Origin of the sequence: Streptomyces virginiae, from assembly GCF_040638905.1 — a bacterium.
In the GTDB taxonomy this organism is placed as follows: Bacteria; Actinomycetota; Actinomycetes; order Streptomycetales; family Streptomycetaceae; genus Streptomyces; species Streptomyces virginiae_B.
Genome location: NZ_JBEZYV010000012.1, coordinates 45,655 through 68,554, shown reverse-complemented (window position 1 = coordinate 68,554; position 22,900 = coordinate 45,655). Strand labels below are relative to the sequence as shown.

The 22,900-nt window shown below is 72.3% G+C and carries 21 protein-coding genes; 9 read left to right on the top strand and 12 right to left on the bottom strand.

What is annotated here, in order from left to right; translation table 11 throughout:
* The first annotated feature begins 277 nt into the window (after positions 1 to 277).
* Entirely contained in the window at positions 278 to 3,406 is a 3,129-nt protein-coding gene (locus tag AB0F82_RS19070) for a sacsin N-terminal ATP-binding-like domain-containing protein (RefSeq protein ID WP_356812971.1), read from the top strand.
* A gap of 195 nt (positions 3,407 to 3,601) precedes the next feature.
* On the opposite strand, the gene AB0F82_RS19065 is transcribed toward AB0F82_RS19070, so the two are convergent.
* Positions 3,602 to 4,405, bottom strand: a complete 804-nt coding sequence (locus tag AB0F82_RS19065) for an SGNH/GDSL hydrolase family protein (RefSeq protein ID WP_356812970.1) — start codon at positions 4,403 to 4,405, stop codon at positions 3,602 to 3,604.
* The gene (locus tag AB0F82_RS19060) at positions 4,389 to 4,967 is read right to left on the bottom strand and encodes a PadR family transcriptional regulator (protein WP_362628986.1); all 579 of its coding nucleotides are present in this window, start codon (positions 4,965 to 4,967) and stop codon (positions 4,389 to 4,391) included. Before AB0F82_RS19060 ends, AB0F82_RS19065 begins: the two co-directional genes overlap by 17 nt.
* A 96-nt stretch (positions 4,968 to 5,063) precedes the next feature.
* Between AB0F82_RS19060 and AB0F82_RS19055 the strand changes: the two genes are divergently transcribed.
* Complete coding sequence (locus AB0F82_RS19055; protein WP_362628983.1) at positions 5,064 to 5,483, top strand: nuclear transport factor 2 family protein; 420 nt, start codon at positions 5,064 to 5,066, stop codon at positions 5,481 to 5,483.
* Between the two features lie 37 nt (positions 5,484 to 5,520).
* On the opposite strand, the gene AB0F82_RS19050 is transcribed toward AB0F82_RS19055, so the two are convergent.
* Together AB0F82_RS19050 and AB0F82_RS19045 are read right to left on the bottom strand one after the other, a co-directional pair.
* Complete coding sequence (locus tag AB0F82_RS19050; protein ID WP_362628980.1) at positions 5,521 to 7,983, bottom strand: HAD-IC family P-type ATPase; 2,463 nt, start codon at positions 7,981 to 7,983, stop codon at positions 5,521 to 5,523.
* Between the two features lie 306 nt (positions 7,984 to 8,289).
* Positions 8,290 to 8,592, bottom strand: coding sequence for a DUF2530 domain-containing protein (locus tag AB0F82_RS19045; protein WP_362628977.1), 303 nt, complete (start codon positions 8,590 to 8,592; stop codon positions 8,290 to 8,292).
* Between the two features lie 193 nt (positions 8,593 to 8,785).
* On the opposite strand from AB0F82_RS19045, the gene AB0F82_RS19040 reads away from it, so the two are divergent.
* Positions 8,786 to 10,246: an NCS2 family permease gene (locus tag AB0F82_RS19040; RefSeq protein ID WP_356812965.1), complete on the top strand. Its 1,461-nt coding sequence runs from the start codon at positions 8,786 to 8,788 to the stop codon at positions 10,244 to 10,246.
* An 18-nt stretch (positions 10,247 to 10,264) separates the two neighbouring features.
* Here the strand turns inward: AB0F82_RS19040 and AB0F82_RS19035 are convergent, their stop codons facing one another.
* Positions 10,265 to 10,447 carry a hypothetical protein gene (locus AB0F82_RS19035; protein ID WP_030662366.1) on the bottom strand — a complete coding sequence of 61 codons (183 nt, stop codon included), beginning with the start codon at positions 10,445 to 10,447 and terminating at the stop codon, positions 10,265 to 10,267.
* A 140-nt stretch (positions 10,448 to 10,587) separates the two neighbouring features.
* Between AB0F82_RS19035 and AB0F82_RS19030 the strand changes: the two genes are divergently transcribed.
* The 3 genes from AB0F82_RS19030 (at position 10,588) to thpR (ending at position 13,094) form a co-directional block, all read left to right on the top strand.
* A complete protein-coding gene (locus tag AB0F82_RS19030) occupies positions 10,588 to 11,025 on the top strand; it encodes a MarR family winged helix-turn-helix transcriptional regulator (RefSeq protein ID WP_356812964.1) in 438 nt (145 codons plus the stop codon).
* A 25-nt stretch (positions 11,026 to 11,050) separates the two neighbouring features.
* Entirely contained in the window at positions 11,051 to 12,418 is a 1,368-nt protein-coding gene (locus AB0F82_RS19025) for an MFS transporter (RefSeq protein WP_390078781.1), read from the top strand.
* 121 nt (positions 12,419 to 12,539) lie between these two features.
* Positions 12,540 to 13,094 carry an RNA 2',3'-cyclic phosphodiesterase gene (gene thpR / locus AB0F82_RS19020; protein ID WP_362628973.1) on the top strand — a complete coding sequence of 185 codons (555 nt, stop codon included), beginning with the start codon at positions 12,540 to 12,542 and terminating at the stop codon, positions 13,092 to 13,094.
* Positions 13,095 to 13,186: 92 nt separating this feature from the next.
* Here thpR and AB0F82_RS19015 read toward each other — a convergent pair whose 3' ends face one another.
* From AB0F82_RS19015 to AB0F82_RS19000, 4 genes are all read right to left on the bottom strand, one after another.
* Positions 13,187 to 14,719, bottom strand: coding sequence for a peptidoglycan DD-metalloendopeptidase family protein (locus AB0F82_RS19015; RefSeq protein WP_362628971.1), 1,533 nt, complete (start codon positions 14,717 to 14,719; stop codon positions 13,187 to 13,189).
* Between the two features lie 94 nt (positions 14,720 to 14,813).
* Entirely contained in the window at positions 14,814 to 16,244 is a 1,431-nt protein-coding gene (locus AB0F82_RS19010) for a VCBS repeat-containing protein (protein ID WP_362628968.1), read from the bottom strand.
* Between the two features lie 190 nt (positions 16,245 to 16,434).
* Positions 16,435 to 16,611: a hypothetical protein gene (locus AB0F82_RS19005; RefSeq protein WP_362628965.1), complete on the bottom strand. Its 177-nt coding sequence runs from the start codon at positions 16,609 to 16,611 to the stop codon at positions 16,435 to 16,437.
* Between the two features lie 317 nt (positions 16,612 to 16,928).
* The gene (locus AB0F82_RS19000; protein ID WP_362628962.1) at positions 16,929 to 17,921 is read right to left on the bottom strand and encodes a helix-turn-helix domain-containing protein; all 993 of its coding nucleotides are present in this window, start codon (positions 17,919 to 17,921) and stop codon (positions 16,929 to 16,931) included.
* A gap of 138 nt (positions 17,922 to 18,059) precedes the next feature.
* Between AB0F82_RS19000 and AB0F82_RS18995 the strand changes: the two genes are divergently transcribed.
* Together AB0F82_RS18995 and AB0F82_RS18990 are read left to right on the top strand one after the other, a co-directional pair.
* Positions 18,060 to 18,365, top strand: coding sequence for a hypothetical protein (locus AB0F82_RS18995; protein WP_356812958.1), 306 nt, complete (start codon positions 18,060 to 18,062; stop codon positions 18,363 to 18,365).
* Between the two features lie 237 nt (positions 18,366 to 18,602).
* Positions 18,603 to 18,746 carry a hypothetical protein gene (locus AB0F82_RS18990; RefSeq protein WP_168714572.1) on the top strand — a complete coding sequence of 48 codons (144 nt, stop codon included), beginning with the start codon at positions 18,603 to 18,605 and terminating at the stop codon, positions 18,744 to 18,746.
* Between the two features lie 231 nt (positions 18,747 to 18,977).
* Here AB0F82_RS18990 and AB0F82_RS18985 read toward each other — a convergent pair whose 3' ends face one another.
* Together AB0F82_RS18985 and AB0F82_RS18980 are read right to left on the bottom strand one after the other, a co-directional pair.
* Positions 18,978 to 19,967: an aldo/keto reductase gene (locus AB0F82_RS18985; protein WP_362628959.1), complete on the bottom strand. Its 990-nt coding sequence runs from the start codon at positions 19,965 to 19,967 to the stop codon at positions 18,978 to 18,980.
* Between the two features lie 59 nt (positions 19,968 to 20,026).
* Positions 20,027 to 20,719 (bottom strand): GDSL-type esterase/lipase family protein, encoded by a 693-nt coding sequence (locus AB0F82_RS18980; protein WP_362628956.1) that lies wholly within the window; start codon positions 20,717 to 20,719, stop codon positions 20,027 to 20,029.
* A 76-nt stretch (positions 20,720 to 20,795) separates the two neighbouring features.
* On the opposite strand from AB0F82_RS18980, the gene AB0F82_RS18975 reads away from it, so the two are divergent.
* Complete coding sequence (locus AB0F82_RS18975; RefSeq protein WP_362628953.1) at positions 20,796 to 21,827, top strand: WD40 repeat domain-containing protein; 1,032 nt, start codon at positions 20,796 to 20,798, stop codon at positions 21,825 to 21,827.
* An 89-nt stretch (positions 21,828 to 21,916) separates the two neighbouring features.
* On the opposite strand, the gene AB0F82_RS18970 is transcribed toward AB0F82_RS18975, so the two are convergent.
* On the bottom strand, positions 21,917 to 22,840 hold the full coding sequence (locus AB0F82_RS18970) for a DUF3027 domain-containing protein (protein WP_356812951.1): 924 nt from the start codon (positions 22,838 to 22,840) through the stop codon (positions 21,917 to 21,919).
* Between the last annotated feature and the right edge of the window lie 60 nt (positions 22,841 to 22,900).

Below are 22,900 nucleotides of genomic sequence, written 5' to 3'. Positions count from 1 at the left end.
GGACGCCGGGATCGAGGTCCACCGTTCAGGAAGGCACCACCGCCCTCTTCGCCGTCGACGCGATCGACACCTTCAAGAAGGACCCCTTCCCCACCGACACGGTGTACGGGGGCACCCACGGCCGGCCCGAGCTGCGCTCCTCACGTGCGGCGGCAACCCCGCGAAGGACCGCCACGGGGACGCGGACGTCGTCGTGTTCGCCCACCTCACGGGCAAGCTCCGACCGCGCACGCGATACCTTCAGGAGTTCCGTGGGGCGATTCTTGGAGGCAGCGGCGTGAGCGTGCGAGTGACGGCGGCCCAGAGCGGCGTGGACCCCTTCGGCACGGCCCGGCTGCGGCGCGGCGTGCTCGATGCCTGGGGTGCCGGCCCGGCCCGGTTCCGCGAGGACGCCAACGCCGAGGAGGACCTCGCCCTCGGCGGGTACCGGGACCGGCTCGTCGTCGAGCTGGCCCAGAACGCCGCCGACGCCGCGGCCCGCGCCAAGGTGCCCGGCCGGCTTCGGCTCACCCTCCACGAGGGCGAGGGCGGCCACGCGCTGCTGGCCGTCGCCAACACCGGTGCCCCGCTGGACGCGACGGGCGTGGAGTCCCTGAGCACCCTGCGGGCCTCCGCCAAGCGGGAGCCCGCATCGGAGAGCGTCGGCCGGTTCGGCGTCGGCTTCGCGGCCGTCCTCGCCGTCTGTGACGAGCCCGCGGTGCTCGGCCGCCACGGCGGTGTCCGCTGGTCCCTCGCCGAGGCCCGCGAACTGGCCCGCGAGGCCGCCGTCGGCAGCCCCGGCCTCGGCGACGAACTGCGCCGCCGCGACGGCCACGTCCCGCTGCTGCGGCTCCCCCTGCCCGCCGAGGGCACCGCCCCCCAGGGCTACGACACCGTCGTGGTGCTCCCGCTGCGCGACGCCGCCGCCGAGGACCTCGTCGAGCGACTGCTCGCCGGCATCGACGACGCCCTGCTGCTGACCCTGCCCGGGCTGTGCGAGGTCGTCGTGGAGACTCCCGCCGGCTCGCGCACCCTCAACCGCCGCGACGAGGGCGCGTACACCGTCGTCGAGGACACCGCCGGCTCCGGTACGCACACCACCCGCTGGCGCACCGTCCGCCACGGCGGCGCCATCGAACGGGCGCTGCTCGCCGACCGGCCCGTCGAGGAACGGCTGCGGCCCTCGTGGGCGGTGTCGTGGGCGGTGCCCGTCGACCCCGACGGCGCCCCGCTGCGCCCGACCACCGCGCCCGTGGTGCACGCCCCGACCCCCACCGACGAGCCGCTGGGCATCCCGGCGCTGCTCATCGCCACCCTGCCGCTGGACACCAGCCGCCGCCACCCCGCGCCGGGGCCGCTGACCGACTTCCTCGTGGAGCGCGCGGCCGACGCGTACGCCGAACTCCTCGGCTCCTGGGACCCGGTGAGCACCGGGCTCGTGGACCTCGTCCCCGGCCCGCTCGGCAAGGGCGAGCTGGACGGGGCCCTGCGCGCCGCCGTGCTGCAGCGGCTCCCCCGTACGGCCTTCCTCGCACCGGCCGCACCGCCCGAGCACGCGGAGGAGCGCAACGCCCTGCGCCCCTTCGAGGCCGAGGTGGTGGAGGGCGCGGGCGCCGACACCGTGCGCGTCCTGGCGGAGGTCCTGCCGACCCTGTTGCCGGCGGGTCTGGAGCGCCGCGCCGAGCTGCGCACCCTGGGCGTGGGCCGGCTCCCGCTGGGCGATGCCATCGAGCGGATCGCGGGCATCGAGCGGACCCCCGAGTGGTGGTACCGGCTCTACGACAGCCTCGCCGGGGTGGATCCCGACCGGCTGTCCGGGCTGCCCGTGCCGCTCGCCGACGGCCGCACGGCGATCGGGCCGCGCCACGTCCTGCTTCCGTACGCCGAGACGCCCGCGGAACTGGCCCGGCTGGGGCTGAAGGTCGCCCACCCGGAAGCGGCGCACCCGCTGCTGGAGAAGCTCGGGTCCCTCCCGGCGACGGCGCGTGCCGTCCTGACGACCCCGCAGGTACGGTCGGCGGTGGCCGCCTCCCTGGACGCCGGGGAGATCTGGGACGAGGACGCCGACACCCTGGACGCCGACGAACTGGCCGAGGTGGTCCTGGGGCTGGTCCGCGACGCGGAGCTGGCGCCCGGGGACGAGCCCTGGCTGGGGGCGCTGGCCCTGCCGGACGAGGACGGGGAGCTGACCCCGGCGGGCGAACTGCTGCTGCCGGGCTCGCCGCTGGCGGCCGTCATCCGCGAGGACGAGGTCCCGTACGTGGACGCCGAGCTGGCCGAGCGCTGGGGCGGGGGCCCGCTGACCGCGTGCGGGGTGCTGGCGTCGTTCCAGCTGGTGCGCGCCACGGACGTGGTCCTGGACCCGGACGAAATGGAGCCGCGCGAGGGTGACTTCGCCGAGCCGGACGACGCCGGGCTGCTGGACGCGGTGGACGTGTGGTGCGAGGACGTACTGGACCAGCTGCCGGAGCTGCCCGTGCCGCCGGTGGCGACCGAGCTGGTCGCCGTCCGCGACCTGGACCTCGTCGACGACGACTGCTGGCCGCAGGCATTGGCGATGCTGGCGCAGCCGCCGCTGCGGGACGCGCTGACCCAGCCGGTGCGGATCCTGCTGCCGGACGGCACGACGCAGTCGGTGCGCCCGTACACGGCGTGGTGGCTGCGCGACCACCCGGTGCTGGACGGCCGCCGCCCGGCGGGCCTGCGTGCGGCGGGCGGCGACCCGCTGCTGGAGGGCCTCTACACCTCGGCGGACGCGACCGGTTTTGCAGACGAGCAGGTGCTGCGGGCGCTGGGGGTACGGACCTCCGTCGCGGCCCTGCTGGACGAGCCCGGGGGCGCGGCCGAGCTGCTGGGCCGGCTCGCCGACCCCGACCGGGAGGTGACGGACCGGCAGCTGCACGGCCTGTACGGGGCTCTGGCCGATCTCGCCCCCGAGGAGGTGACCCTGCCGGACGAGCTGCGGGCGGTGGTGGACGGCGAGGTGCTCGTGGTGGACGCGGCGGACGCCGTGATCGCGGACGCCCCGGACCTGCTGCCGCTGGCGACGGGCCTGCCCCTGCTGCCGGTGTCCCCTTCCCGGGCGGCCGACCTGGCGGACCTCCTCCAGGTGCGCCGGCTGTCGGACACGGTCCCGGCGGAGGTGACCACGCCGGGCGAGGAGCACGAGGTCCCGGAGTCGGTGCGGGTACTGCTGGGTCCGGCGACCCCGGCGACGTACGTCGAGCACGAGGAGCTGGTCGCGGGCGGCACCGAACTGGACTGGCGGCGCACGCCCGACGGCACCCTCCACGCGTCCACCCTGGAGGGCGTGGCGGCGGGCCTGGCCTGGTCGGCGGGCCAGTGGCCGCGCCGCTTCGAGGTGGCGGCCCTGCTGGAGGACCCGTCCCGCACGACGGAACTGGCCCGGGACCGCTGGTTCGACTAGGGAGTGTCGTCAAAGTGCCGCCGGCCAGGCGGGACTTTGACGACGACCTAAGGGCCGTCTCTGTCGGATCGTGCCGGGCCCGCGCGGTCAGCGCCTTCCGACGGGGCGCGGTGGACTTGCTCGTCCGTCACCGGCCCGGACCGGCCGGCCCGGCGGCCAGACACACCAAAGACTGACGCCCGGGACGCGGTCGGGTCACCGCTCCCGGGCGGTACCGGTGGTTCCGGTGGCCAGGGGGAGCAGGTCGGGGCGTTTGGCGGTGCGGCCGTCGCCGGAGGAGCGGCCGCGCAGGCGGCGGCCCAGCCAGGGGCCGAGGAAGGCGGTGGCCCAGCGCAGTTCGGCCGCGACGGCGGAGCGGAGCAGCGCGTCCGGCGGCGGCAGCGGCTGCGCCCAGGTGTCGTCGCTGCCGGGGAGGCCGACGGCGTGGGCGAGGGCGGCGGCGATGCGTTCGTGGCCGAGTGAGCTGGCGTGGAGGCGGTCCTCGGTCCACATCCGCGGGTCCGCCACGGCCTCCGGCAGGGCGGTCTCGGCGACGAAGACCCCGTGCCGGGCGGCCGCGGCGCGCACGAACTCGTTGAGTTGGAGCAGGCGGGGGGCCAGCGGTCGGGCGAGGGGCGCGATCCTGCCGATGTCGGGGAAGGTCACGGTCGCCACGTGCGCCCCGGCGGCCGTGAGCGCGGCGAACATCTCCTCCAGGTGGCCGGCGACCTCGGCCGCCACGAAGCGGGGCCGCAGCACGTCGTTGACCCCGGCGACGACGGTGGCGATGTCGGGTCGCAGGGCCAGGGCGGGTCCGAGCTGTTCGGCGCGGACCTGGCCGGCGAGACGTCCCCGTACGGCGAGGTTGGCGTAGAGCAGGCCGGGGCGGGCGGTCTCCAGGTGCCCGGCGAAGCGGTCGGCGAAGCCGCGCAGGCCCGCGGTGTCGTCGCCGTCGCCGAGCCCTTCGGTCTGGCTGTCGCCCAGGGCGACGTAGCGCCGGTACTCAGTGCGCGTCGGCACGGGTGGTCAGCCCCTCTCGCTCTCGCAGGACCGCCGCGCTACGGCGGCACCAGTCGCGGTGCCCCTGCTCGAAGGCGATGCCGCGCAGGCCGGTCAGGTACCCGCCGATCGCGTCGCCGCGGAGCAGGAACTCCTCCTCGTCGAGGTCGCCGCGCATCTTGCGCAGCACCCTGCCGAGGAGGTCGATCTTGGCGTCGGCGGCGGCCGCCCGCTCGTCGAGCTGTGCGATCACGGACGTGGTACCGATCCGGTCGGCGTTCTGGACCTTGACGAGGAGGTCGTCGCGGATGACCGAGGGCTTCACGGCCGCCGCCGCGAACGCTTCCAGCTCGGCCCGGCCGGCGTCGGTGACCTGGAAGAGCCGCTTGTTGGGGCGCGCCTCCTGGACCACTTGGCGTCCCTCGACCAGGCCTTCCTTCTCCAGCTTGGCCAGCTCGGTGTAGAGCTGCTGGGGGGAGGCGTGCCAGAAGTTCGCGACGCCGATGTCGAACGACTTCGCCAGCTCGTAGCCGCTGAACTCGCCGTCCAGCAGTGCCGCCAGTACGGCATGTCGCAAGGCCATCGCGCCTGCCCCTTCCCTTTTCCTCGTCCTCCACCGCATGATACTCACGAAACTGACTAGTCAATTTCTTGATTATCAGGAGGAGCCGTGGAATCCGTGACGGAGACGACCGCCGAACGCTTCCGTGCCGCCGTGGAGAAGCGCGACCTGTCCGCGCTGGAAGACCTGTTCACCGAGGACATCAGGCTGTACAGCCCGGTGAAGTTCCGCCCCTTCCAGGGCAGGCCGATGGTGCTGGGCCTCTTCGGGGTCCTGCTGCGCGTCTTCGAGGACCTGCGCTACGTCGGCCACTTCGACGGCGCGACCGAGACCAGCGCGGACGGCACCCCGGCCCCGGCGTCGGTCCTGCCCTTCCGGGCCACGGTGGACGGCAAGGAGATCCACGGCATCGACATGCTGCACTTCGACGAGTCGGGCCGCATCAAGGAGTTCACGGTCATGGTCCGGCCCCAGTCCGCGGTCCACACCCTGGGCCAGGCCGTCCTGACCGGCTTGCAGGCGGACGGACTGGCGTAGGGCGCGGGCGACCGGCCGGTCAAGCAAGTCAGGCCGGTCAGGCCGGGAACTTGCGGTCGACCCGGCGGAAGGTGAATTCGATGAGGGTCGCGGCGGCCGCCGCGACCGCCACCGCGGTCCACGGCATCGTGGCTCCGACCAGCTTGAGCTGGAAGAAGTCCTGGAGCCACGGCACGATCAGGACGATCAGGAAGGCTCCGCCCATCGTGCCCACCAGGGCCACGCGCCACCAGGTGTACGGGCGGGCGATGATCGCCAGGACCCACATCGAGGTCAGGAACAGCGTCAGCGTCGCCGCGCTCGTCTCCGCGGGCAGGGCGTCCGCGCCCGTGTAGTGGTGGCGGGCGACCAGGTAGGTGACGAAGGTGGCCGTCGCCGCGATCACGCCGCCGGGGATCGCGTAGCGCATCACCCGTTTCACGAAGTGCGGCTTCGCGCGCTCCTTGTTCGGGGCCAGAGCCAGGAAGAACGCCGGGATGCCGATGGTGAGGGTGGACAGCAGCGTCAGGTGGCGCGGCAGGAAGGGGTACTCGACCTGCGAGCAGACCACCAGAATGGCCAGCAGCACCGAGTAGACCGTCTTCGTGAGGAAGAGGGTGGCCACGCGCGTGATGTTGCCGATCACCCGGCGGCCCTCGGCAACCACCGACGGCAGGGTGGAGAAGCTGTTGTTGAGCAGGACGATCTGCGCGACGGCGCGGGTGGCCTCCGAGCCCGAGCCCATCGAGACGCCGATGTCGGCGTCCTTGAGGGCGAGCACGTCGTTGACGCCGTCGCCGGTCATGGCGACGGTGTGGCCCCTGGACTGCAGGGCGCCGACCATGTCCCGCTTCTGCTGAGGGGTCACGCGCCCGAAGACGGAGTTGCCGACGAGGACCTCGGCCATCTCGGCCTGCTCGGCGGGCAGCTTGCGGGCGTCCACGGTGTTCTGCGCGCCGGGCAGGCCCAGCTTGCCGGCAACGGCGCCGACGGAGACCGCGTTGTCGCCGGAGATGACCTTCGCCCTGACATTCTGGTCCTCGAAGTAGCGCAGCGTGTCGGCGGCGTCGGGGCGCAGCCGCTGCTCCAGGACGACCAGCGCGGTCGGCCTGACCCCGGTGGCGACGGCCTCGTCGTCCAGCTCGCGGGCGGAGCGGGCGAGCAGCAGGACCCGCAGGCCCTGTTCGTTGAGGTCGTTGATCTCGTCGAGGGCTTGGTCCCCGGCGGGCAGCAGTACGTCGGGCGCGCCGAGGAGCCAGGTGTTGTTCTCCCCGTCGCCCTCGCTGAAGCTGGCGCCGCTGTACTGGCGGGCGGAGGAGAAGGGCAGGGACTCCGTGCACCGCCACTCGGTGCTGTCGGGGTAGGCGTCGATGATCGCCTGGAGGCTGGCATTGGGGCGCGGGTCGGACTCGCCGAGCGCGCCGAGCACCTTCTTGACGTACGCCGGCTCCGCACCGCCGAGCGGGCGGAGCTCGGTGACGTCCATACCGCCCTCCGTGAGGGTGCCGGTCTTGTCGAGGCAGACCACGTCGACGCGGGCGAGGCCCTCGATGGCGGGCAGCTCCTGTATGAGGCACTGCTTGCGGCCGAGGCGGATGACGCCGATCGCGAAGGCCACGGAGGTGAGGAGGACGAGCCCCTCGGGGATCATCGGCACGATCCCGCCGACCGTCCGGGCGATGGCGTCGTTGAGGTTGTTCTCCTTGACGACGAGCTGGCTGATGATCAGGCCGATGGAGGTCGGGATCATCATCCACGTGACGTACTTGAGGATGGTGGAGATGCCGGAGCGCAGCTCGGAGTGGACGAGCGTGAAGCGGGAGGCCTCTTCGGCCAACTGGGCGGCGTAGGCCTCGCGGCCCACCTTGGTGGCGGTGAACGCGCCGCCGCCGGCGACGACGAAGGAGCCGGACATGACCTGGTCGCCGGGCTTCTTCAGGACGGGGTCGGCCTCGCCGGTGAGCAGGGACTCGTCGATCTCCAGGCCGTCGGCCTCGCCGACGGACCCGTCGACGACGACCTTGTCGCCGGGGCCGAGTTCGATGACGTCGCCGAGGACGATCTCGGAGGTGGAGATCTCCGCGGTCCGGCCGTCGCGGCGCACGCTCGGTTTGGCCTCGCCGATGACGGCGAGGCCGTCGAGGGTCTTCTTGGCGCGCAGCTCCTGGATGATGCCGATACCGGTGTTCGCGATGATCACGAAGCCGAAGAGGCTGTCCTGGATCGGCGCCACGCAGAGCATGACCACCCAGAGGACGCCGATGATCGCGTTGAAGCGGGTGAAGACGTTGCCGCGGACGATGTCGGTGGTGGAGCGCGAGGAGCGCACCGGGACGTCGTTGACGTCTCCGCGGGCCACGCACTCGGCGACCTCGGCTGTGGTCAGCCCGCCCGGCTTGAAACGCGGCGCCGGAGGCCGCACGGGGTGCACCGGGTCGACCTCCGCCCCGGCGTCTATGGCCGTCCCGGGCCCGCCGCCCGGCTCCCGCCCGTCATGGTCGACCCTCGCCCGCTCCGTCATGTTTTCGACGGTAAGCGGGGTTGTAGGGCTTCACCTGCCGAGAAGCCGGAAGACGCGACTTCCGGATGACCCGAATCGTCCCCGGGTAGGAGCCGGCGCCGCCCCGCGGACCACCGCACCGCCCCGCACCGAAGCCCCCGCGAGGGCACCGCACCGCTCCGCACCGGAGCCGCCGCAAGGGCACCGCTCCCGTCCCGACGAGGCGCAGGGGCGCCGCTCCCGCCGGAGGCGGCCCCGACAGGCGTCCGGGCCGTCTCTTTCGGTGGCACCCGCGTACCGGACGTACAGGGGGCTCCGACGACCTGCCTAGGCCTCCGCGGCTCCGCCGGCTCCGCCCGACTCCTGCCGAGCCTGCGCAGCAGCATCGGCGGCGTGCCGCTTCAGCGCCGCCTCGCGGCCGCGGACGTACCAGATGCCGATCAGGCCGAGGAAGCCGCCGGCCGCGCAGGTCCAGACCCACCACAGCTGGCCGCGGTCGGCGAACCACCCGTAGAAGGGCAGCTGGACCACGAAGAGGGCGAACCACAGGATCGTGCCACCCGTGACCGTCGCGACGACGGGGCCCTCAAGGGGCTCGGGCGCCTCGTGCTTCGCAATCCATTTCGCCATGCAGCCAGTTTAAGCGGGGGCCGGAGCGCGCCCCGTCCGGCCGTTCGGCCCGCCCGGCCCTCGCTCCCGCTGCCCCGCCACGGGGCCACCCGCTGTCTACGCGCGGAGATGGACGGCCCTTCTCTGATGTGTTCATACTGAAACGGTTTGGGCGCGGCCCATTTTCTTCGTATGAACCACCAATGAGGACCGTATGAGCACCCCGGCCCCCGCCCCCGCACCCGCCACTCCGGAGCCCTCCCCCCGGGAGCCCTCCGGCGGGCTGGACCGCTACTTCAAGATCTCCGAGCGCGGCTCGACCGTCGCCCGCGAGGTCCGCGGCGGTTTCGCGACCTTCTTCGCCATGGCGTACATCATCGTGCTGAACCCGATCATCCTGGGCAGCGCGAAGGACATGTACGGCCACCAGCTCGACAGCGGTCAGCTCGTGACGGCCACCGTCCTGACGGCCGCCTTCACCACGCTCCTCATGGGCGTCATCGGCAACGTCCCCATCGCGCTCGCCGCCGGCCTCGGCGTGAACACCGTCGTGGCCCTCCAGCTCGCCCCGCGCATGAGCTGGCCCGACGCGATGGGCATGGTGGTCCTGGCCGGCTTCGTCGTGATGCTGCTGGTCGCCACCGGGCTGCGCGAGCGCGTCATGAACGCCGTCCCGCTGGGCCTGCGCAAGGGCATCGCCATCGGCATCGGCCTGTTCATCATGCTGATCGGCCTCGTCGACTCCGGCTTCGTATCCCGCATCCCGGACGCCGCGCACACCACGGTTCCGCTCCAGCTCGGCGGCAACGGCCACCTCGACGGCTGGCCCGTCCTGATCTTCGCGATCGGCACGCTGCTCACCCTCGCCCTGCTGATCCGCAAGGTCCCCGGCGCGATCCTGATCTCCATCGTCGCCATGACCCTCGTCGCGGTCGTCGTCCAGCTCGTCGCCGACCTGCCCGCCTCCGGCTGGGGTCTGACCGTCCCGGCGTGGCCCGGCAACCCGGTGGCCGCGCCCGACTTCGGGCTCGTCGGCCAGGTGAGCCTGTTCGGCGGCTTCGGCAAGGTCGGAGTGCTCACCGGCATCCTCTTCGTCTTCACCGTGCTGCTGTCCTGCTTCTTCGACGCCATGGGCACGATCCTGGGCGTCGGCGACGAGGCCAAGCTGATCGACAAGACGTCCGGCGAGTTCCCCGGCATCAACCGGGTCCTGTTCGTCGACGGCCTCGCCGTCGCCTCGGGCGGCGCCACCTCCTCCTCGGCCACCACCTGTTTCGTGGAGTCCACGGCCGGCGTCGGCGAGGGTGCCCGTACGGGCCTGGCGAACATCGTGACCGGCGCCCTGTTCGCCGTGGCGCTGTTCCTCACCCCGCTGGCCACCATGGTCCCGTCGCAGGCCGCCACGCCCGCCCTGGTCGCGGTGGGCTTCCTGATCCTGGCGGGATCGGTCAAGGACATCGACTGGAGCGACTTCACCATCGCCGTCCCGGCCTTCCTGGCCATGGTGATGATGCCCTTCACCTACTCGATCACCAACGGCATCGGCATCGGCTTCATCGCCTTCAGCGTGCTGCGTCTGGCGACCGGCCGGGGCCGCGAGGTCCCGACCGCCATGTACGTCGTGTCGGCGGTGTTCGTCTTCTACTACGCGATGCCCGCCCTCGGCCTCGGCTAGGACATCCCGCCGGGCGTCCTACGTCAGCCCGTAGAACTTCTCCGTCTCGTCGACGGCCGACTTGAAGCGCTCGTCGAAGTCATCGCGAATGAGCGTCCGGACCACATAGTCCTGGACGCTCATTCCGCGTTTGGCGGCATGGATACGGAGCCTGTCGAGGAGCTCCCCGTCTATGCGCATGCTCAGCACATGTGTCCCCATGGCGAAAGAGTCGGGGCAGTGGGTGCGCACGCGTGTCACTTTCGGCCGCCGACTCACCCGTACGAGTGACCTGGCACATACCGGGTGCATGACCGGGAAACCCGTGTTCTTTAGCGAGAGTAATGAGTTACTCTAAATACATGCCTGACCTCTCCCATGGCGACGATGCTGCCGCCGTGAACGACCTCCGCTCCGCCGTCATGCGGCTGGGGCGGCGCCTGAAGCACCAGCGCGTCGACGAGTCGCTGAGCCCGACCGAGATGTCGGTCCTCGGCACCCTCGCCCGCTGCGGCCAGGCCACACCCGGTGAGCTGGCGCGGCGGGAGCACGTCCAGCCGCCGTCCATGACGCGCATCGTCGCGTTGCTGGAAGCCAAGGGACTGGTCACGCTGGAACCGCACCCCGACGACCGCCGCCAGAAGGTGGTCCGCCAGACGGAGGAGGCCGAAGCGATGCTCGAAGAGAGCCGCCGCAAGCGCAACGCCTTCCTGGCCGGGCTCGCGGCAGAGCTGACCGAGGGCGAATGGGCCAAGCTGCGCGCGGCCGCACCCGTCCTGGAGAAGCTCGCACACCTGTAGGAACGACGCCAGGAGGCGAACGCTTTTGAGTACGGGAAACGGAGCAGACTCCGCACCCGGCCACATATCCACCCCCACTACCGCCGCGCGACCCGCGGCAAGCGCGGCACCCGCGAGCAGGAACTCGATGTTCAGCTCGCTGAGGATCCGGAACTACCGGCTCTTCGCCACCGGCCAGGTCGTCTCCAACACGGGCACCTGGATGCAGCGCATCGCCCAGGACTGGCTGGTCCTCTCACTGACCGGCTCCGCCTCCGCCGTCGGCATCACCATCGCCCTGCAGTTCCTGCCGATGCTGGTGTTCGGCCTCTACGGAGGCGTACTCGCCGACCGGCTGCCCAAGCGGCCCCTGCTCCTCGCGACCCAGAGCGCGATGGGCCTCACCGGCATCGCGCTCGCCGCCCTCACCCTCGCGGGCAACGTCCAGGTGTGGCACGTCTACCTCGCGGCCCTCCTCCTCGGCCTGATCACCGTCGTGGACAACCCGGCCCGCCAGACCTTCGTCCCCGAGATGGTCGGCAAGGACCAGGTCGCCAACGCCGTCAGCCTCAACTCGGCCAACTTCCAGTCCGCGCGGCTGGTCGGCCCGGCGATCGCCGGCGTGCTGATCACCGCCGTCGGCTCCGGCTGGGCCTTCCTGCTCAACGGCCTCTCCTTCGCCGCGCCCATCGCAGGCCTGCTGATGATGCGGACGAAGGAGCTGCACCCGGTGCAGCCGCGGCCCCGCGCCAAGGGCCAGCTGCGCGAAGGCCTGCGCTACGTCGCCGGCCGGCCCGAGCTGGTCTGGCCGATCGTCCTCGTCGGCTTCATCGGCACCTTCGGGTTCAACTTCCCGATCTGGCTGTCGGCGTTCGTGAGCGACGTCTTCCACGGCGACGCGGGCACCTACGGCCTCTTCAACACCCTGATCGCGGCCGGCTCCCTCGCCGGCGCCCTGCTCGCGGCCCGCCGCGGACACTCCCGCCTGCGGCTGCTGGTGGCCGCGGCCGCGCTGTTCTCCGTACTGCTGCTCGTGACGGCCTTCGCACCCGGCTTCTGGCTGTTCGCCGCGCTGCTCGTACCCCTCGGCGTCTTCGGCCTGACGGTCAACGTCACCGCCAACTCCAGCGTGCAGATGGCCACCGACCCCGAGATGCGGGGCCGGGTCATGGCCCTCTTCATGATGGTCTTCACCGGCGGCACCCCGCTGGGAGCCCCGCTGCTGGGCTGGATCACGGACACCTACGGCGCGCGCATCGGCATGGCCTCGGGCGCCCTGATCTCCCTGGCCGCATCCGTGGCCATCGCGGTGGTCCTGGCCCGAGTCGGCAACCTCCGGCTGCGGGTCGGCCGCCACGGGGTGGCCTTCGTCCCGGCCGTTTCGCGCCGCCGCGAACTGGTGACGGTGGCGTAGCCCCTCGCCTCCGGCGGGGCCCGGACCGGCGCCTCACGGGGCTCCGCCCCGGCCCCCGCCGGGCTCCGCCCGGACCCGCGCCTCGAACGCCGGCGAGGCTGGACTTGGCTACCCTCGCCGCATGAGACTGTTCGCCGCCGTTCTGCCGCCGGACGCGGCCGTCGCCGAGCTCGCCGCCGCCGTGGACGCGGTGCGCGACGACCGGCTGACCTGGACCGCGGAAGCGGGCTGGCACTTCACGCTCGCCTTCATGGGCGAGGTGCGCGACGACGTGCTCCCCGAGCTGTACGCCCGCCTGGAGCGGGCCGCCCACCGGACGGCGCCCTTCGCGCTGCGCCTGCACGGCTGCGGGCACTTCGGCGACCGCGCCCTGTGGACCGGCGCCGCCGGGGAGCTCGACGCCCTGCGCCTGCTCGCCGACCGGGCCGACGCGGCCGCACGGCGGGCCGGGGTACCCATGGAGCAGCACCGCCGCTACACCCCGCACCTGACCCTCGCCCGCAGCCGCCATGCCACCACCCCGCTGCGCCCGTACCTGGACGCCCTCGCGGACTTCGAGGGCACCGCCTGGCAGGTGGACACCCTCAGCCTGGTCCGCAGCAACCTGCCCGCGAGCGGGGTACCGGGCGAACAGCCCCGCTACGAGACCGTGCGCGCCTGGCCGCTGGCCGGCTGACCGCGTGCGCACGGCGAACGCCGTGAGGCGGCCCGTCCTGCAGGGACGGGCCGCCTCACGCGTCTTCACCTCGGGCCGTCGCCTTCAGGTGGTCACCAGCCGCCGGTGCCGATCTCCTTGCGGGCGCCGAGGCCGCCGGCGCCGGTGCCCGGGTAGAGGAAGAGCTTGCCGGTGGAGTTCTGGACGGCGATCAGGTCGTCCGAGAGCTGCGAGTTCAGCAGGTCGCCGCCGATCAGGTCGGACATGCCGTTCCAGCCGCCGGAGCCGATCATGATGCGCGGGCTCAGGTAGCCCTTGTCACCGGGGTACATGAACAGCTTGCCCGTGGACTTCTCCACCGCGACCAGGTCCTGACGGCCGCTGTTGTTCAGGTCCATGCCGGTGAGGTTGGACATCCCGTTCCAGCCGCCGGAGCCGATCTCCTTGCGGGGGGCGAGCTGGCCGCCCGCCGTGCCCGGGTAGAGGTACAGCTTGCCGGTGGACTTCTCCACGGCCGCCAGGTCGGCGATCTTGTCGCCGTTGAGGTTGAGGGCGGTCAGGTTGGACATGCCGTTCCAGCCACCGGAGCCGATCATGATGCGGCTGCCGCCGGAGCCGATCGTCGAGTTGTCGGCGCCCTTGTAGAGCCACAGCTTGCCGGTGGACTCCTCCACCGCGGCGATGTCGTCCTTGCCGTCGCCGTCGAAGTCGCCGCCGGTCAGGTTGGACATGCCGTTCCAGCCGCCGGAGCCGATCAGGACACGGCTGCCGCCGGAGGCGATGGTGCCGTTGGACGCGCCCTTGTAGAGCCACAGCTTGCCGGTGGACGCCTCCACGGCGGCGACGTCGACCACGTTGTCGCCGTTGAGGTCGGCGGAGGCCAGGTCGACCATGCCGGTCGAGCCGGTACCCCCGTCACCGGGGCCCTCGGGCATCGGCTCCGGGGTCTTGGTGGCGCAGTTCTTGCTGGTCAGCGACTTGGACCAGGAGCCGGAACCGCTGAAGACACTGCCGTTGAAGGTCGGACGCTGGTCGACCAGGTCGTGGCGCTGCTCGAAGTGGAGGTGGGCGCCGGACGAATTGCCGGTGCTGCCCACGATGCCGATCTGCTGTCCGGCCTTGACCGTCGCGCCGCTCGATACGTTGAAGCCGTTGAGGTGGGCGTAGACGGTGGACCAGCCGCCTCCGTGGTTGATGACCACGTACTTGCCGTAGCTGGAGCCGCCGAGGTCCCTCACCTTGGACACGACGCCGTCGGCGCTCGCCACGACGGGCGAGTTGACCGTCGAGCCGCCCTGCGTCCAGTCGATCGCGTTGGCGGTGGGGCTGTGGTGGGGGCGGGAGGCGCCCTGCCAGGTCTCGCCGCACTTGAACGGCATCTGGAAGTCGGGGCGTTCGTCGCCGGAGGTCGCCGCCATGGCCGTCATCTGCGAGCCCTCGGGCAGGCCGAGGTCGTCCGCCGTCAGCTGGGTCATGTCGCCGTGCGGATCCCCCGGAGCTCCGTCGGCGTTCGCACCGCCGGCCGAGAGGGCCACCGCGGCGACGGTGGCGCAGACGAGGCCGGTGGCGATGCGGACCCGGCGGGACATGAGGCGGGAGAGGCCGGAGGCGGTGGTGGTGGCGGCGGCGGTGGTCTCAACAGACATGGGAGTGCTTCCAAACCGGCACGGAGGTGCCAAAAAAGAGTTTCAGGGAAGGGGAGTTGCGAAAGGAGAGCGGGGAGATGCGTCGAGCGTGGGGCTACCAGCCGCCGGTGCCGATCTCCTTGCGCGCCCCCAGACCCGTGCCGGTGCCCGGGTAGAGGTAGAGCCTTCCGGTGGCCTTCTCGACGCCGACGAGGTCGTCGTTCGCGTTCGAGGTGAAGTCGCCGCCGGTGAGGTCGTTCATGCCGTTCCAACCGCCCGAGCCGATCTCGGTGCGGGCGTTCAGGCCGGTGCCGTTGCTCTTGTAGAGGAAGAGCTTGCCCGTCGACCTCTCGGCCCCGACGATGTCGGTCTTGCCGTCGTTGTTGATGTCCATGCCGACCAGGTCGTGCATGCCCATCCAGCCGCCGGAGCCGATCAGCACACGGGTGCCGCCACCGCCGATGGAGCCCGCGCCGTTGCCCTTGTAGAGCCACAGCTGGCCCGTCGACTTCTCGACGCCCACGATGTCGGCCTTGCCGTCTCCGTTGAAGTCGCCGCCGACCAGGTCCTGCATGCCGTTCCAGCCTCCGGAGCCGATCTCCTTGCGGGAGCCGACACCGCTGCCCGTTCCCGGGTAGAGGTAGAGCTTTCCGCTGGACTCCTCGGTCGCGACGATGTCGTCCTTGCCGTCGCCGTTGAAGTCGCCGCCGGCGAGGTTGGACATGCCGTTCCAGCCGCCGCTGCCCATCTCCACGCGGGTGCTGCCGGTCGCGATGGTTCCGGCGGAACTGCCCTTGTAGAGCCACAGCTTGCCGGTCGAGGCCTCCACGCCGACCACGTCGTCGACGGCGTCGTCGTTGATGTCGACCGCGACGAGGTCGGTCATGCCGGCGGGCGGGGCCGGGGGTGTGGTCACGTCGTCCACGACGTTCTTGTTGCGCACCGGGACGAAGGGGCCGTAGCCGTCGTAGTACGGGTAGTCGTAGACGCGGTGGTGGACTCCGCTCGGGGTGAAGTCGAAGCCCCAGTACTTGGTGCGGCTGGAGTCGACCCACTTCTCGAAGAGGACGACGTGGCCGCTCGAACCGGAGTCGTCGTCGAGGAGGGCGTCGCCCGCCTTCAGCTCCCCCTTGGTGATCTGCTCGGTCACCCCCCGGGGGCCGAAGGTGTCGGTGAGCAGCGAGGAGTCCAGGTCCCAGGCCATCGAGACGAATCCGGAGCAGTCGGTGTGGTAGCCGCCGTGGCGGCCGCCCCCGCTGTAGTGCAGGCCGATGCCGACCCAGCTCTTGGCGCGGGCGATCACCGAGCTGCGGGTGATCTTCGTACTGGTCGAGGAGTAGACCGCCGCTCGGACCTCCCCGTCGACCGGCTCCTCCGCGCCCTGGCCGGTGCTGCCGTAGTCGTCTGCGAGGGGGGTTTCGGCTGTGGCGGCCGCCGGGGCGGCGAACGCCGCGGTGTCGACGGCGAGCACGGTGCCTGCGGCGACGGCCCCGGCGATGAGGGCGGCTACGGCGGCATGGCGGGTGTTCAACCCGTATCGGGACATGGCTTTGCTCCGGTTCTGGTCAGGTGAGGTCTGGGGCCGCCGGGAGCGGGGCTCGACCGGCGGTGGTGCTGCGGGTGTGCGAGGTGGGGCGGACGGACAGCTGTCCTGCAGGTACAGCGGTCCTGTGGGGTGTTGCGGCGGTGTGCGGGGCGGGGCCGGGCCTGACTGGGTGGCCGGCTGGCTACGGGCCTTACGGCCGGCTCGTCACCGCTGCCGGCGGGACGTCGACGGGGTCGGACTGGCCGACCGTGCTGCCCGCCACCTGGACCGGGTGGGCCGGGGCGTGGGCGGAGGCCATCGGTGCGACGGAGGTGATGCCGAGGGTGAGGGCGACGACCGCGGTGGCCCGGAGGATTCCAGTACGCATGGGGGTGGTTCGTCCTTCCGAAACGAGTGGGATGGTGGCTTGAACCCGTCGTCCTCGGACGTCCCGCGGTGGCGTCCGTTCAGGGGTTTCAGGGCCTTCGGTGCTTGTCTCCGGGGGGGGCTGTCCCGCTGACAAGCAATAGATTCGCCGCTGCCCGGGCCGGGCGGAAGAGAGATCGACTGGCCCGAAAAGGCCATGGCCGAACCTGGCCACAGTGGCCTGATCCAGCCCCTCCTTCCGGCCTCCCCACACACGAAAGCCGCCCGGCGGGACCACGAGAGTGGTCCCGCCGGGCGGCTTTCGATCGGCCGTGCCCGTCAGGCGCGGGCGGGCAGCCAGCCTTCCTGGACGGCTCGGACGCCGGCCTCGAAACGGCTGCGCGCCCCGAGCCGTTCCATCAGCTCGTTGGCGATACGCCGGGCCGTGCGCGAGGAGACCCCCAGCCGCTTGGCTATCGCATCGTCCGTGTGCCCCTCCGCCAACAGCCGTACGGCGGCGGCCTGTTGCGCGGTCAGGCCGTCCGGCCCCAGGACCGCCACCTCCGCCAGCGGCTGCGCCGCCGCCCACGTCGACTCGAAGAGCGCGCACAGGGCGACCAGCATGCCGTGCCCGGTCAGGACGACCGCTCCCGCCGAGGAGTCGTCGCTCACCGGGATCAGCGCCGTCCTGCGGTCCACGATGAGCATCCGCGTCGGCAGCGACGCCACCGTACGGACCTGACCTCCGAGCTCGGTGAGCCAGTTGGCGTGCTCGACGGAGGGCCGGCTGTTGCGCACGCTGTCCAGGTAGAGGGTGCGCATGCGGACGCCGCGTTCGAGCAGTGCCCTGTTCAGGGGGCGGGAGGCGGCCAGCGCCGACTCGCTCAGCGTGGCATCCGGCGAGAAGGCCAGCAGCTCCTCCTTCGTCTCCCGCGTCAGTGCGACCAGGCGGTCGCGGACCGCGTCGAGGCCGATGAGCTGCTCCACCCCCGGGTGCCTGGCGACCGGCCGCAGCTCCGAGTATTCCGAGATCAGCCTGGCCGCGGCGGCCCGGGACGCCTCCAGCCGCTGCTGCTGCGCGGCGAGTTCGGACTGCCCCCGGGCCATCAGGATCTCCATCCCGATGTCCGGGGAGACGGCGCGCAGCCGCCCGCTGTCGTCGGCCGACGGCTGGACCAGGGCCAGCTCGCTCAGCATGTCCAGCGCCTCGCGTACGTCGCCCTCGCCGATCCCCACGGCGTCGGCGAGCGCGGTCACGCCCGAACCGGGTTCCATGAGCATGGCCCGGTAGACGGCCTCGGCTCTCGCGTCGAGGCCCAGTTCGGTCAACATGTGTATCCCCCCACCCCGTTGGTACTTCGATGAGGAAGATCATCTCAAAGAAGCACTGTCTGGCCAGATGTGTCCACGGCCACAAACGGCCAGCCGGATCGGTGTCCCGCACGGGCCCGCCGGGGCGACGGTGGAGGCATGTACCTCGTCCATGCCCGTCTGCGGACGGTCCCTCCGGCGGAAGTGCCCGACGACCTGCGCGAGACGGCCCGCGCCGGGCTGCGCCCGAGGGACCGGGTGGAGCACCTGGCCGTGCACCCGCAGTCCGCGGAGCACTTCACGCTCGGTTTCTACCTGCTCTCGGACTCCCTGGAGGAGGCGGAGCGGCACGCCGAGTCCGTCTGCCGCCGCCTGCTCGGCGCGCGGGCGCTGCCCCACGCGCGCCTGCTGGACGTGGGCGTCCCGCTGATGCCGGTGTCGGTGCTGGAGCTCCGCAGCGGCTGACCGCTGCGGCCCGTCAGGCACGGCGGTCCCCCACGTACGGCCGGAAGGGGCCGCCGCCCGGCCCCTGTCTTCATCCGTCCACGGACGGTTTGGGCCAGCCGCTACCCCTTCTCCCCCCGCTGAGCTGCGGCTTAGCTGGGTCTCACCGGAAAGGGACAGCGCCACCGCGGGGCGCGGGACCGACCGGGAAGCCACCGTCATCACGCCTCACGGCACCCCGAAGGGACACCGGACCTCATGAACACCACTCGCATCTTCAAGGCCGCCGCGGTCGTCGCCCTCGCCCTCGTCCTCGGTGCGCCGGCCGTCGCCTCCGCCGCCCCGCTCACCGCCGCGAAGCCCCCGGTCGCCGCCCAGAACGGTGACATGAGCTGGCAGTGACCGCTCGGCCACGGCCGGCAGCGCACCCACCACGGCACAGCCCCTGCGTCCACGATGCAGGGGCTGCCGCGTTAGGCTCGACGGGTGGATCCCAAGACCAGAAACCGTGTGATGGCCGGTGTGCTCGTGCTGATGTTCGTCGTCGTCGCCGTGGCGGCCGCCGTCGGCCAGTAGCCCCTACGCCGGCCACGACCGGCCACGCGGCCGCCACCGGCGGCGACTGCCGCACGGCTACCAGGCGAAGGCCTCCGGCGAGGGCCCGGGACCGGGGAAGATCTCGTCCAGCCCGGCCAGCACCTCCTCGCTCAGCTCCAGCTCCACGGCACGCAGCGCCGAGGCGAGCTGCTCCGGCGTACGCGGCCCCACGATCGGCCCGGTGACCCCGGGACGCGTCAGCAGCCAGGCCAGCCCGACCTCGCCCGGCTCCAGGCCGTGCTTGTCGAGCAGGTCCTCGTACGCCTGCACCTGCGCCCGCACGGCGCTGTTGGCCAGTGCCTCCGCGGACCGCCCGGAGGCCCGCCGCCCGTCGACGGCCTCCTTCTTGATCACGCCGCCGAGCAGCCCGCCGTGCAGCGGGGACCACGGGATGACCCCGAGCCCGTACTCCTCGGCGGCCGGGATGACCTCCATCTCCGCGCGCCGCTCCGCGAGGTTGTAGAGGCACTGCTCGCTGACCAGTCCGAGCCTCCCGGTACGCGCCGCGGCCTCGTTGGCCTGGGCGATCTTGTAGCCGGGGAAGTTCGAGGAGCCGACGTAGAGGATCTTGCCCTGCTGGACGAGGACCTCCACGGCCTGCCAGATCTCCTCGAAGGGGGTCCGGCGGTCGACGTGGTGGAACTGGTAGACGTCGATGTAGTCGGTCTGGAGCCGCTTGAGGCTGGCGTCGACGGCCCGCCGGATGTTCAGCGCCGACAGGCGGTCGTAGTTGGGCCAGGTCTCGCCCTCGCGGGACATGGAGCCGTAGACCTTGGTGGCGAGGACCGTCTTCTCGCGGCGCCGGCCGCCCTGGGCGAACCAGGTCCCGATGATCTCCTCGGTGCGGCCCTTGTTCTCGCCCCACCCGTAGACGTTGGCGGTGTCGAGGAAGTTGATCCCCGCGTCGAGGGCGGAGTCCATGATCGAGTGGCTTTCGGGCTCCGTGGTCTGGGGTCCGAAGTTCATGGTGCCGAGTACAAGTCGGCTGACCTTGAGGCCGGTGCGTCCGAGCTGTGTGTACTTCATGGGGCACTAGCCAACTGCTTCGAGCGCACTCGAAGCAAGACCCCCGCGCACAGGGCGTGTTACGGGGTCTGCGCCGCGCGGTAGGGGCCGCCGAGGCCCCACGCCTGGTGGAGGACCGCAGCGAATTCGCCCGCCAGGCGGTGCTCGCCGGAGGCGTTCGGGTGGGTGCCGTCGTAGGTGTCCCGGTGGATGTCGTACGAGGCCGGGCGCGCGGCCAGCAGGATCGGCGAGGCGTCCGTGGTGAGGTCGGCCACCGCCTTCGCGAGGAGGTCGTTGAAGCGGTCGACCTCGGCCGCGAAGGGGGCGTCCTCCTCGGCCCGGCTGTTCGGGATGACGGGCAGCAGCACCATGCGGATGCCGGGGCGGGCGGCGCGGGCGCCCGCTGTGAAGCGGCGGACGTTGGCGGCGGTCTGCTCGGCGTCCGTGTAGAAGCCGAGGTCGATCAGGCCCAGGGAGACCAGCAGCACGTCCGGGCGGTGCGCCGCCACGGTCTCGCCCATGACGGGGGCCATGTGCTGCCAGCCCTCGCCCCAGCCGGCCAGGTGGCGGCGGGCGTGCTCCGGGAAGGCCGGGTCGGCGTACTCGTGGCTGACGGCCGCGTCGGCGCCCGTGTCGTAGACCTCGCAGCGCGGGCCGACGATCCGGTAGGGGCCGCCGAAGGTCGAGTTGAGGTGCTGCCACATCCGGTAGCGCCAGGTGTAGTCGCCGGCGCGTCCGATGGTCATGGAGTCGCCGACGAACATGAAACGCATCCGGTCATCATCGCGGATCGCGCGACAGAAGCATCTGTGACGCCGGACACGCGGAACGTACTGGCAGGCTGGGAGGATGCGCCCGTCCCTGCCGTCCGCCGCCGCCCGCGCGACCGCCGCCGCCACCGTCCTCGCCGCCAGCGTCCTCGCCGCCACCGCCCTCGCCGGGCTGCCGGGCACGGCCTACGCGGCGCAGTCCCCCGGGACCGCCTCGTTCACCATCTCCGATCCGCGGATCAAGGAGTCGAGCGGGTTGGCGGCCAGCCGGGTCCATCCGGGCGTCTACTGGACGCACAACGACAGCGACGACGGCCCGTACGTCTACGCCGTGGACTCGGCCACCGGCGCCACCGTGGCCCGGGTGACGCTGACGGGCATCGGCAGGCCGCGCGACGTCGAGGCGATCTCGCTGGGCCCGGACGGACAGCTCTACGTCGGTGACGTCGGCGACAACCGGGGCGGCACCTGGGACCACGTGTGGATCTACCGCTTCCAGGAGCCGCGGCAACTGGGTGATGTCACCGTCAAGGCGACGCAGTTCACGGTGCGGTACGAGGACGGGCCGCGCAACGCCGAGTCCCTGATGGTGCATCCGGTGACGGGCCGGGTCTACATCGCGAGCAAGGACGAGAGCAGGGGCGGCCTGTACGAGGGCCCCGCGCAGCTGTCGGCCGGCGCGGACAACGTCTTCCGGCGGGTCGCCGACGTTCCGTGGGTGACGGACGGCGCCTTCTCCCCGGACGGGAACCGGCTGACCCTGCGCGGCTACTTCACCGCCCGGACGTACCCGTGGAAGGACGGCCGGCCGCAGGGCGAGGGGGAGCGGGTGGACGCCCCGTGGCAGGGGCAGGCGGAGTCGGTGACGTACGCCGCGGACGGCTCCACGCTGATGTTCGGCTCGGAGGGCGCGAGCAGTCGGGTGGTCGCGGTCCCGGCGGCGGCCACCTCGCCCGGCGGTTCGGCCTCGCCGCAGCCGGGGTCACCGCCGGACGCGGCGACCTCGCCGGAGCCGACCGGCAGCTTCGGCAAGGGCGCGCTGGTCCTGGCGGGCGGCCTGGTCCTGGTCTTCGGTGCGAAGCGGCTCTTCCGCCGCCGCGCACGGAACTGACCGCACGGGGCCGGACCGCACGGGGCCGGACCGCACGGGGCCGGCGGCGAGGGGGCGCCCGCGCCGTCCCGCCGACAGGGCCGTACGGGTTACGAGTGGCCGAGGTCCAGGTCCGCGGCCTGGGCGTCGGGGGCCGGGACCGAGCCGGTGTCCTGGGCCGGCCGCAGGACGAACTCGTCCGAGGCCATCGAGTCGAGGACGGGCGGGGCCGGCCGCAGCGGCGCCGGCATGACCGCGGCCTCGGAGTGGCCGCCGCAGCCGTAGGACAGCGACACCAGGCGGCCGTCGGCCGGGCTGAACTCGTTCGCGCAGACGCCGAAGGCCTGACCCAGCGAGCCGCCGACGGCGACGAGGAAGCCGCACGAGACGCAGGACGCGGGCGCGGCCTGCGCCATCGGGGTCTTCGCGCCGAAGGCTTCGTCCCAGCGGTCGGCGGCGCTGTGCAGCCCGTACCGGGACAGCACGCGCGCCCGGCGCATGCCGAGCTCCTCGGCGACCGACGAGATGGAGCCGCGAGCGGGAACCGTCACACGGTCGGTGACGTCGGCGTCCTCGGCCTCGACCAGTTCGGCCATCTCGGTGGAGACCACGGAGTTCGGCGGCGGGGCGTCCTCGCCCGACCAGCCCGGCTCCAGCCGCAGGTCGTCGGCCTCGGTGGGCAGCAGGTCGCCCGGGCCCATGTCGCCGGGACGCAGCCGCTCGCTCCACGGCACCCACTCGGGGGCCAGCAGGGCATCGTCGCCGGGGAGCAGCACCGTTTCGTCGAGGGTGACGTTCTTGGCGCGGGAGGCGCGGGCCACGGTGACGGCCCAGCGCCAGCCGCGGTAGCCCGGTTCCTTGGACTCGAAGAAGTGGGTGACGACGCGGTCGCCCTCCGCCACGGCGGAGACGTGCGCGCCCACCACGCCGGGGAAGGCTGCCTCCTCGGCGGCCGCGCGGGCGAGTTCCACCGCCTCGACACACAGGCGGTCGGGGGTACGCGGGGTACGGCTTCGCGTCGTCGCAGCACTCACTGGTCTCGTTCTCTCCTACGCCGTCTCACGTGTGCGCCGTCCGTACTGTCGTCCACAACG

Coding starts and splice junctions, on each gene's coding strand:
- AB0F82_RS19060 (WP_362628986.1), bottom strand. CDS start 4,967: ATGGCCTTGCGACATGCCGTACTGGCGGCACTGCTGGACGGCGAGTTC.
- AB0F82_RS19050 (WP_362628980.1), bottom strand. CDS start 7,983: ATGACGGAGCGGGCGAGGGTCGACCATGACGGGCGGGAGCCGGGCGGC.
- AB0F82_RS19045 (WP_362628977.1), bottom strand. CDS start 8,592: ATGGCGAAATGGATTGCGAAGCACGAGGCGCCCGAGCCCCTTGAGGGC.
- AB0F82_RS19040 (WP_356812965.1), top strand. CDS start 8,786: ATGAGCACCCCGGCCCCCGCCCCCGCACCCGCCACTCCGGAGCCCTCC.
- AB0F82_RS19035 (WP_030662366.1), bottom strand. CDS start 10,447: ATGGGGACACATGTGCTGAGCATGCGCATAGACGGGGAGCTCCTCGAC.
- AB0F82_RS19030 (WP_356812964.1), top strand. CDS start 10,588: ATGCCTGACCTCTCCCATGGCGACGATGCTGCCGCCGTGAACGACCTC.
- thpR (WP_362628973.1), top strand. CDS start 12,540: ATGAGACTGTTCGCCGCCGTTCTGCCGCCGGACGCGGCCGTCGCCGAG.
- AB0F82_RS19015 (WP_362628971.1), bottom strand. CDS start 14,719: ATGTCTGTTGAGACCACCGCCGCCGCCACCACCACCGCCTCCGGCCTC.
- AB0F82_RS19010 (WP_362628968.1), bottom strand. CDS start 16,244: ATGTCCCGATACGGGTTGAACACCCGCCATGCCGCCGTAGCCGCCCTC.
- AB0F82_RS19005 (WP_362628965.1), bottom strand. CDS start 16,611: ATGCGTACTGGAATCCTCCGGGCCACCGCGGTCGTCGCCCTCACCCTC.
- AB0F82_RS19000 (WP_362628962.1), bottom strand. CDS start 17,921: ATGTTGACCGAACTGGGCCTCGACGCGAGAGCCGAGGCCGTCTACCGG.
- AB0F82_RS18995 (WP_356812958.1), top strand. CDS start 18,060: ATGTACCTCGTCCATGCCCGTCTGCGGACGGTCCCTCCGGCGGAAGTG.
- AB0F82_RS18990 (WP_168714572.1), top strand. CDS start 18,603: ATGAACACCACTCGCATCTTCAAGGCCGCCGCGGTCGTCGCCCTCGCC.
- AB0F82_RS18985 (WP_362628959.1), bottom strand. CDS start 19,967: ATGAAGTACACACAGCTCGGACGCACCGGCCTCAAGGTCAGCCGACTT.
- AB0F82_RS18980 (WP_362628956.1), bottom strand. CDS start 20,719: ATGCGTTTCATGTTCGTCGGCGACTCCATGACCATCGGACGCGCCGGC.
- AB0F82_RS18975 (WP_362628953.1), top strand. CDS start 20,796: ATGCGCCCGTCCCTGCCGTCCGCCGCCGCCCGCGCGACCGCCGCCGCC.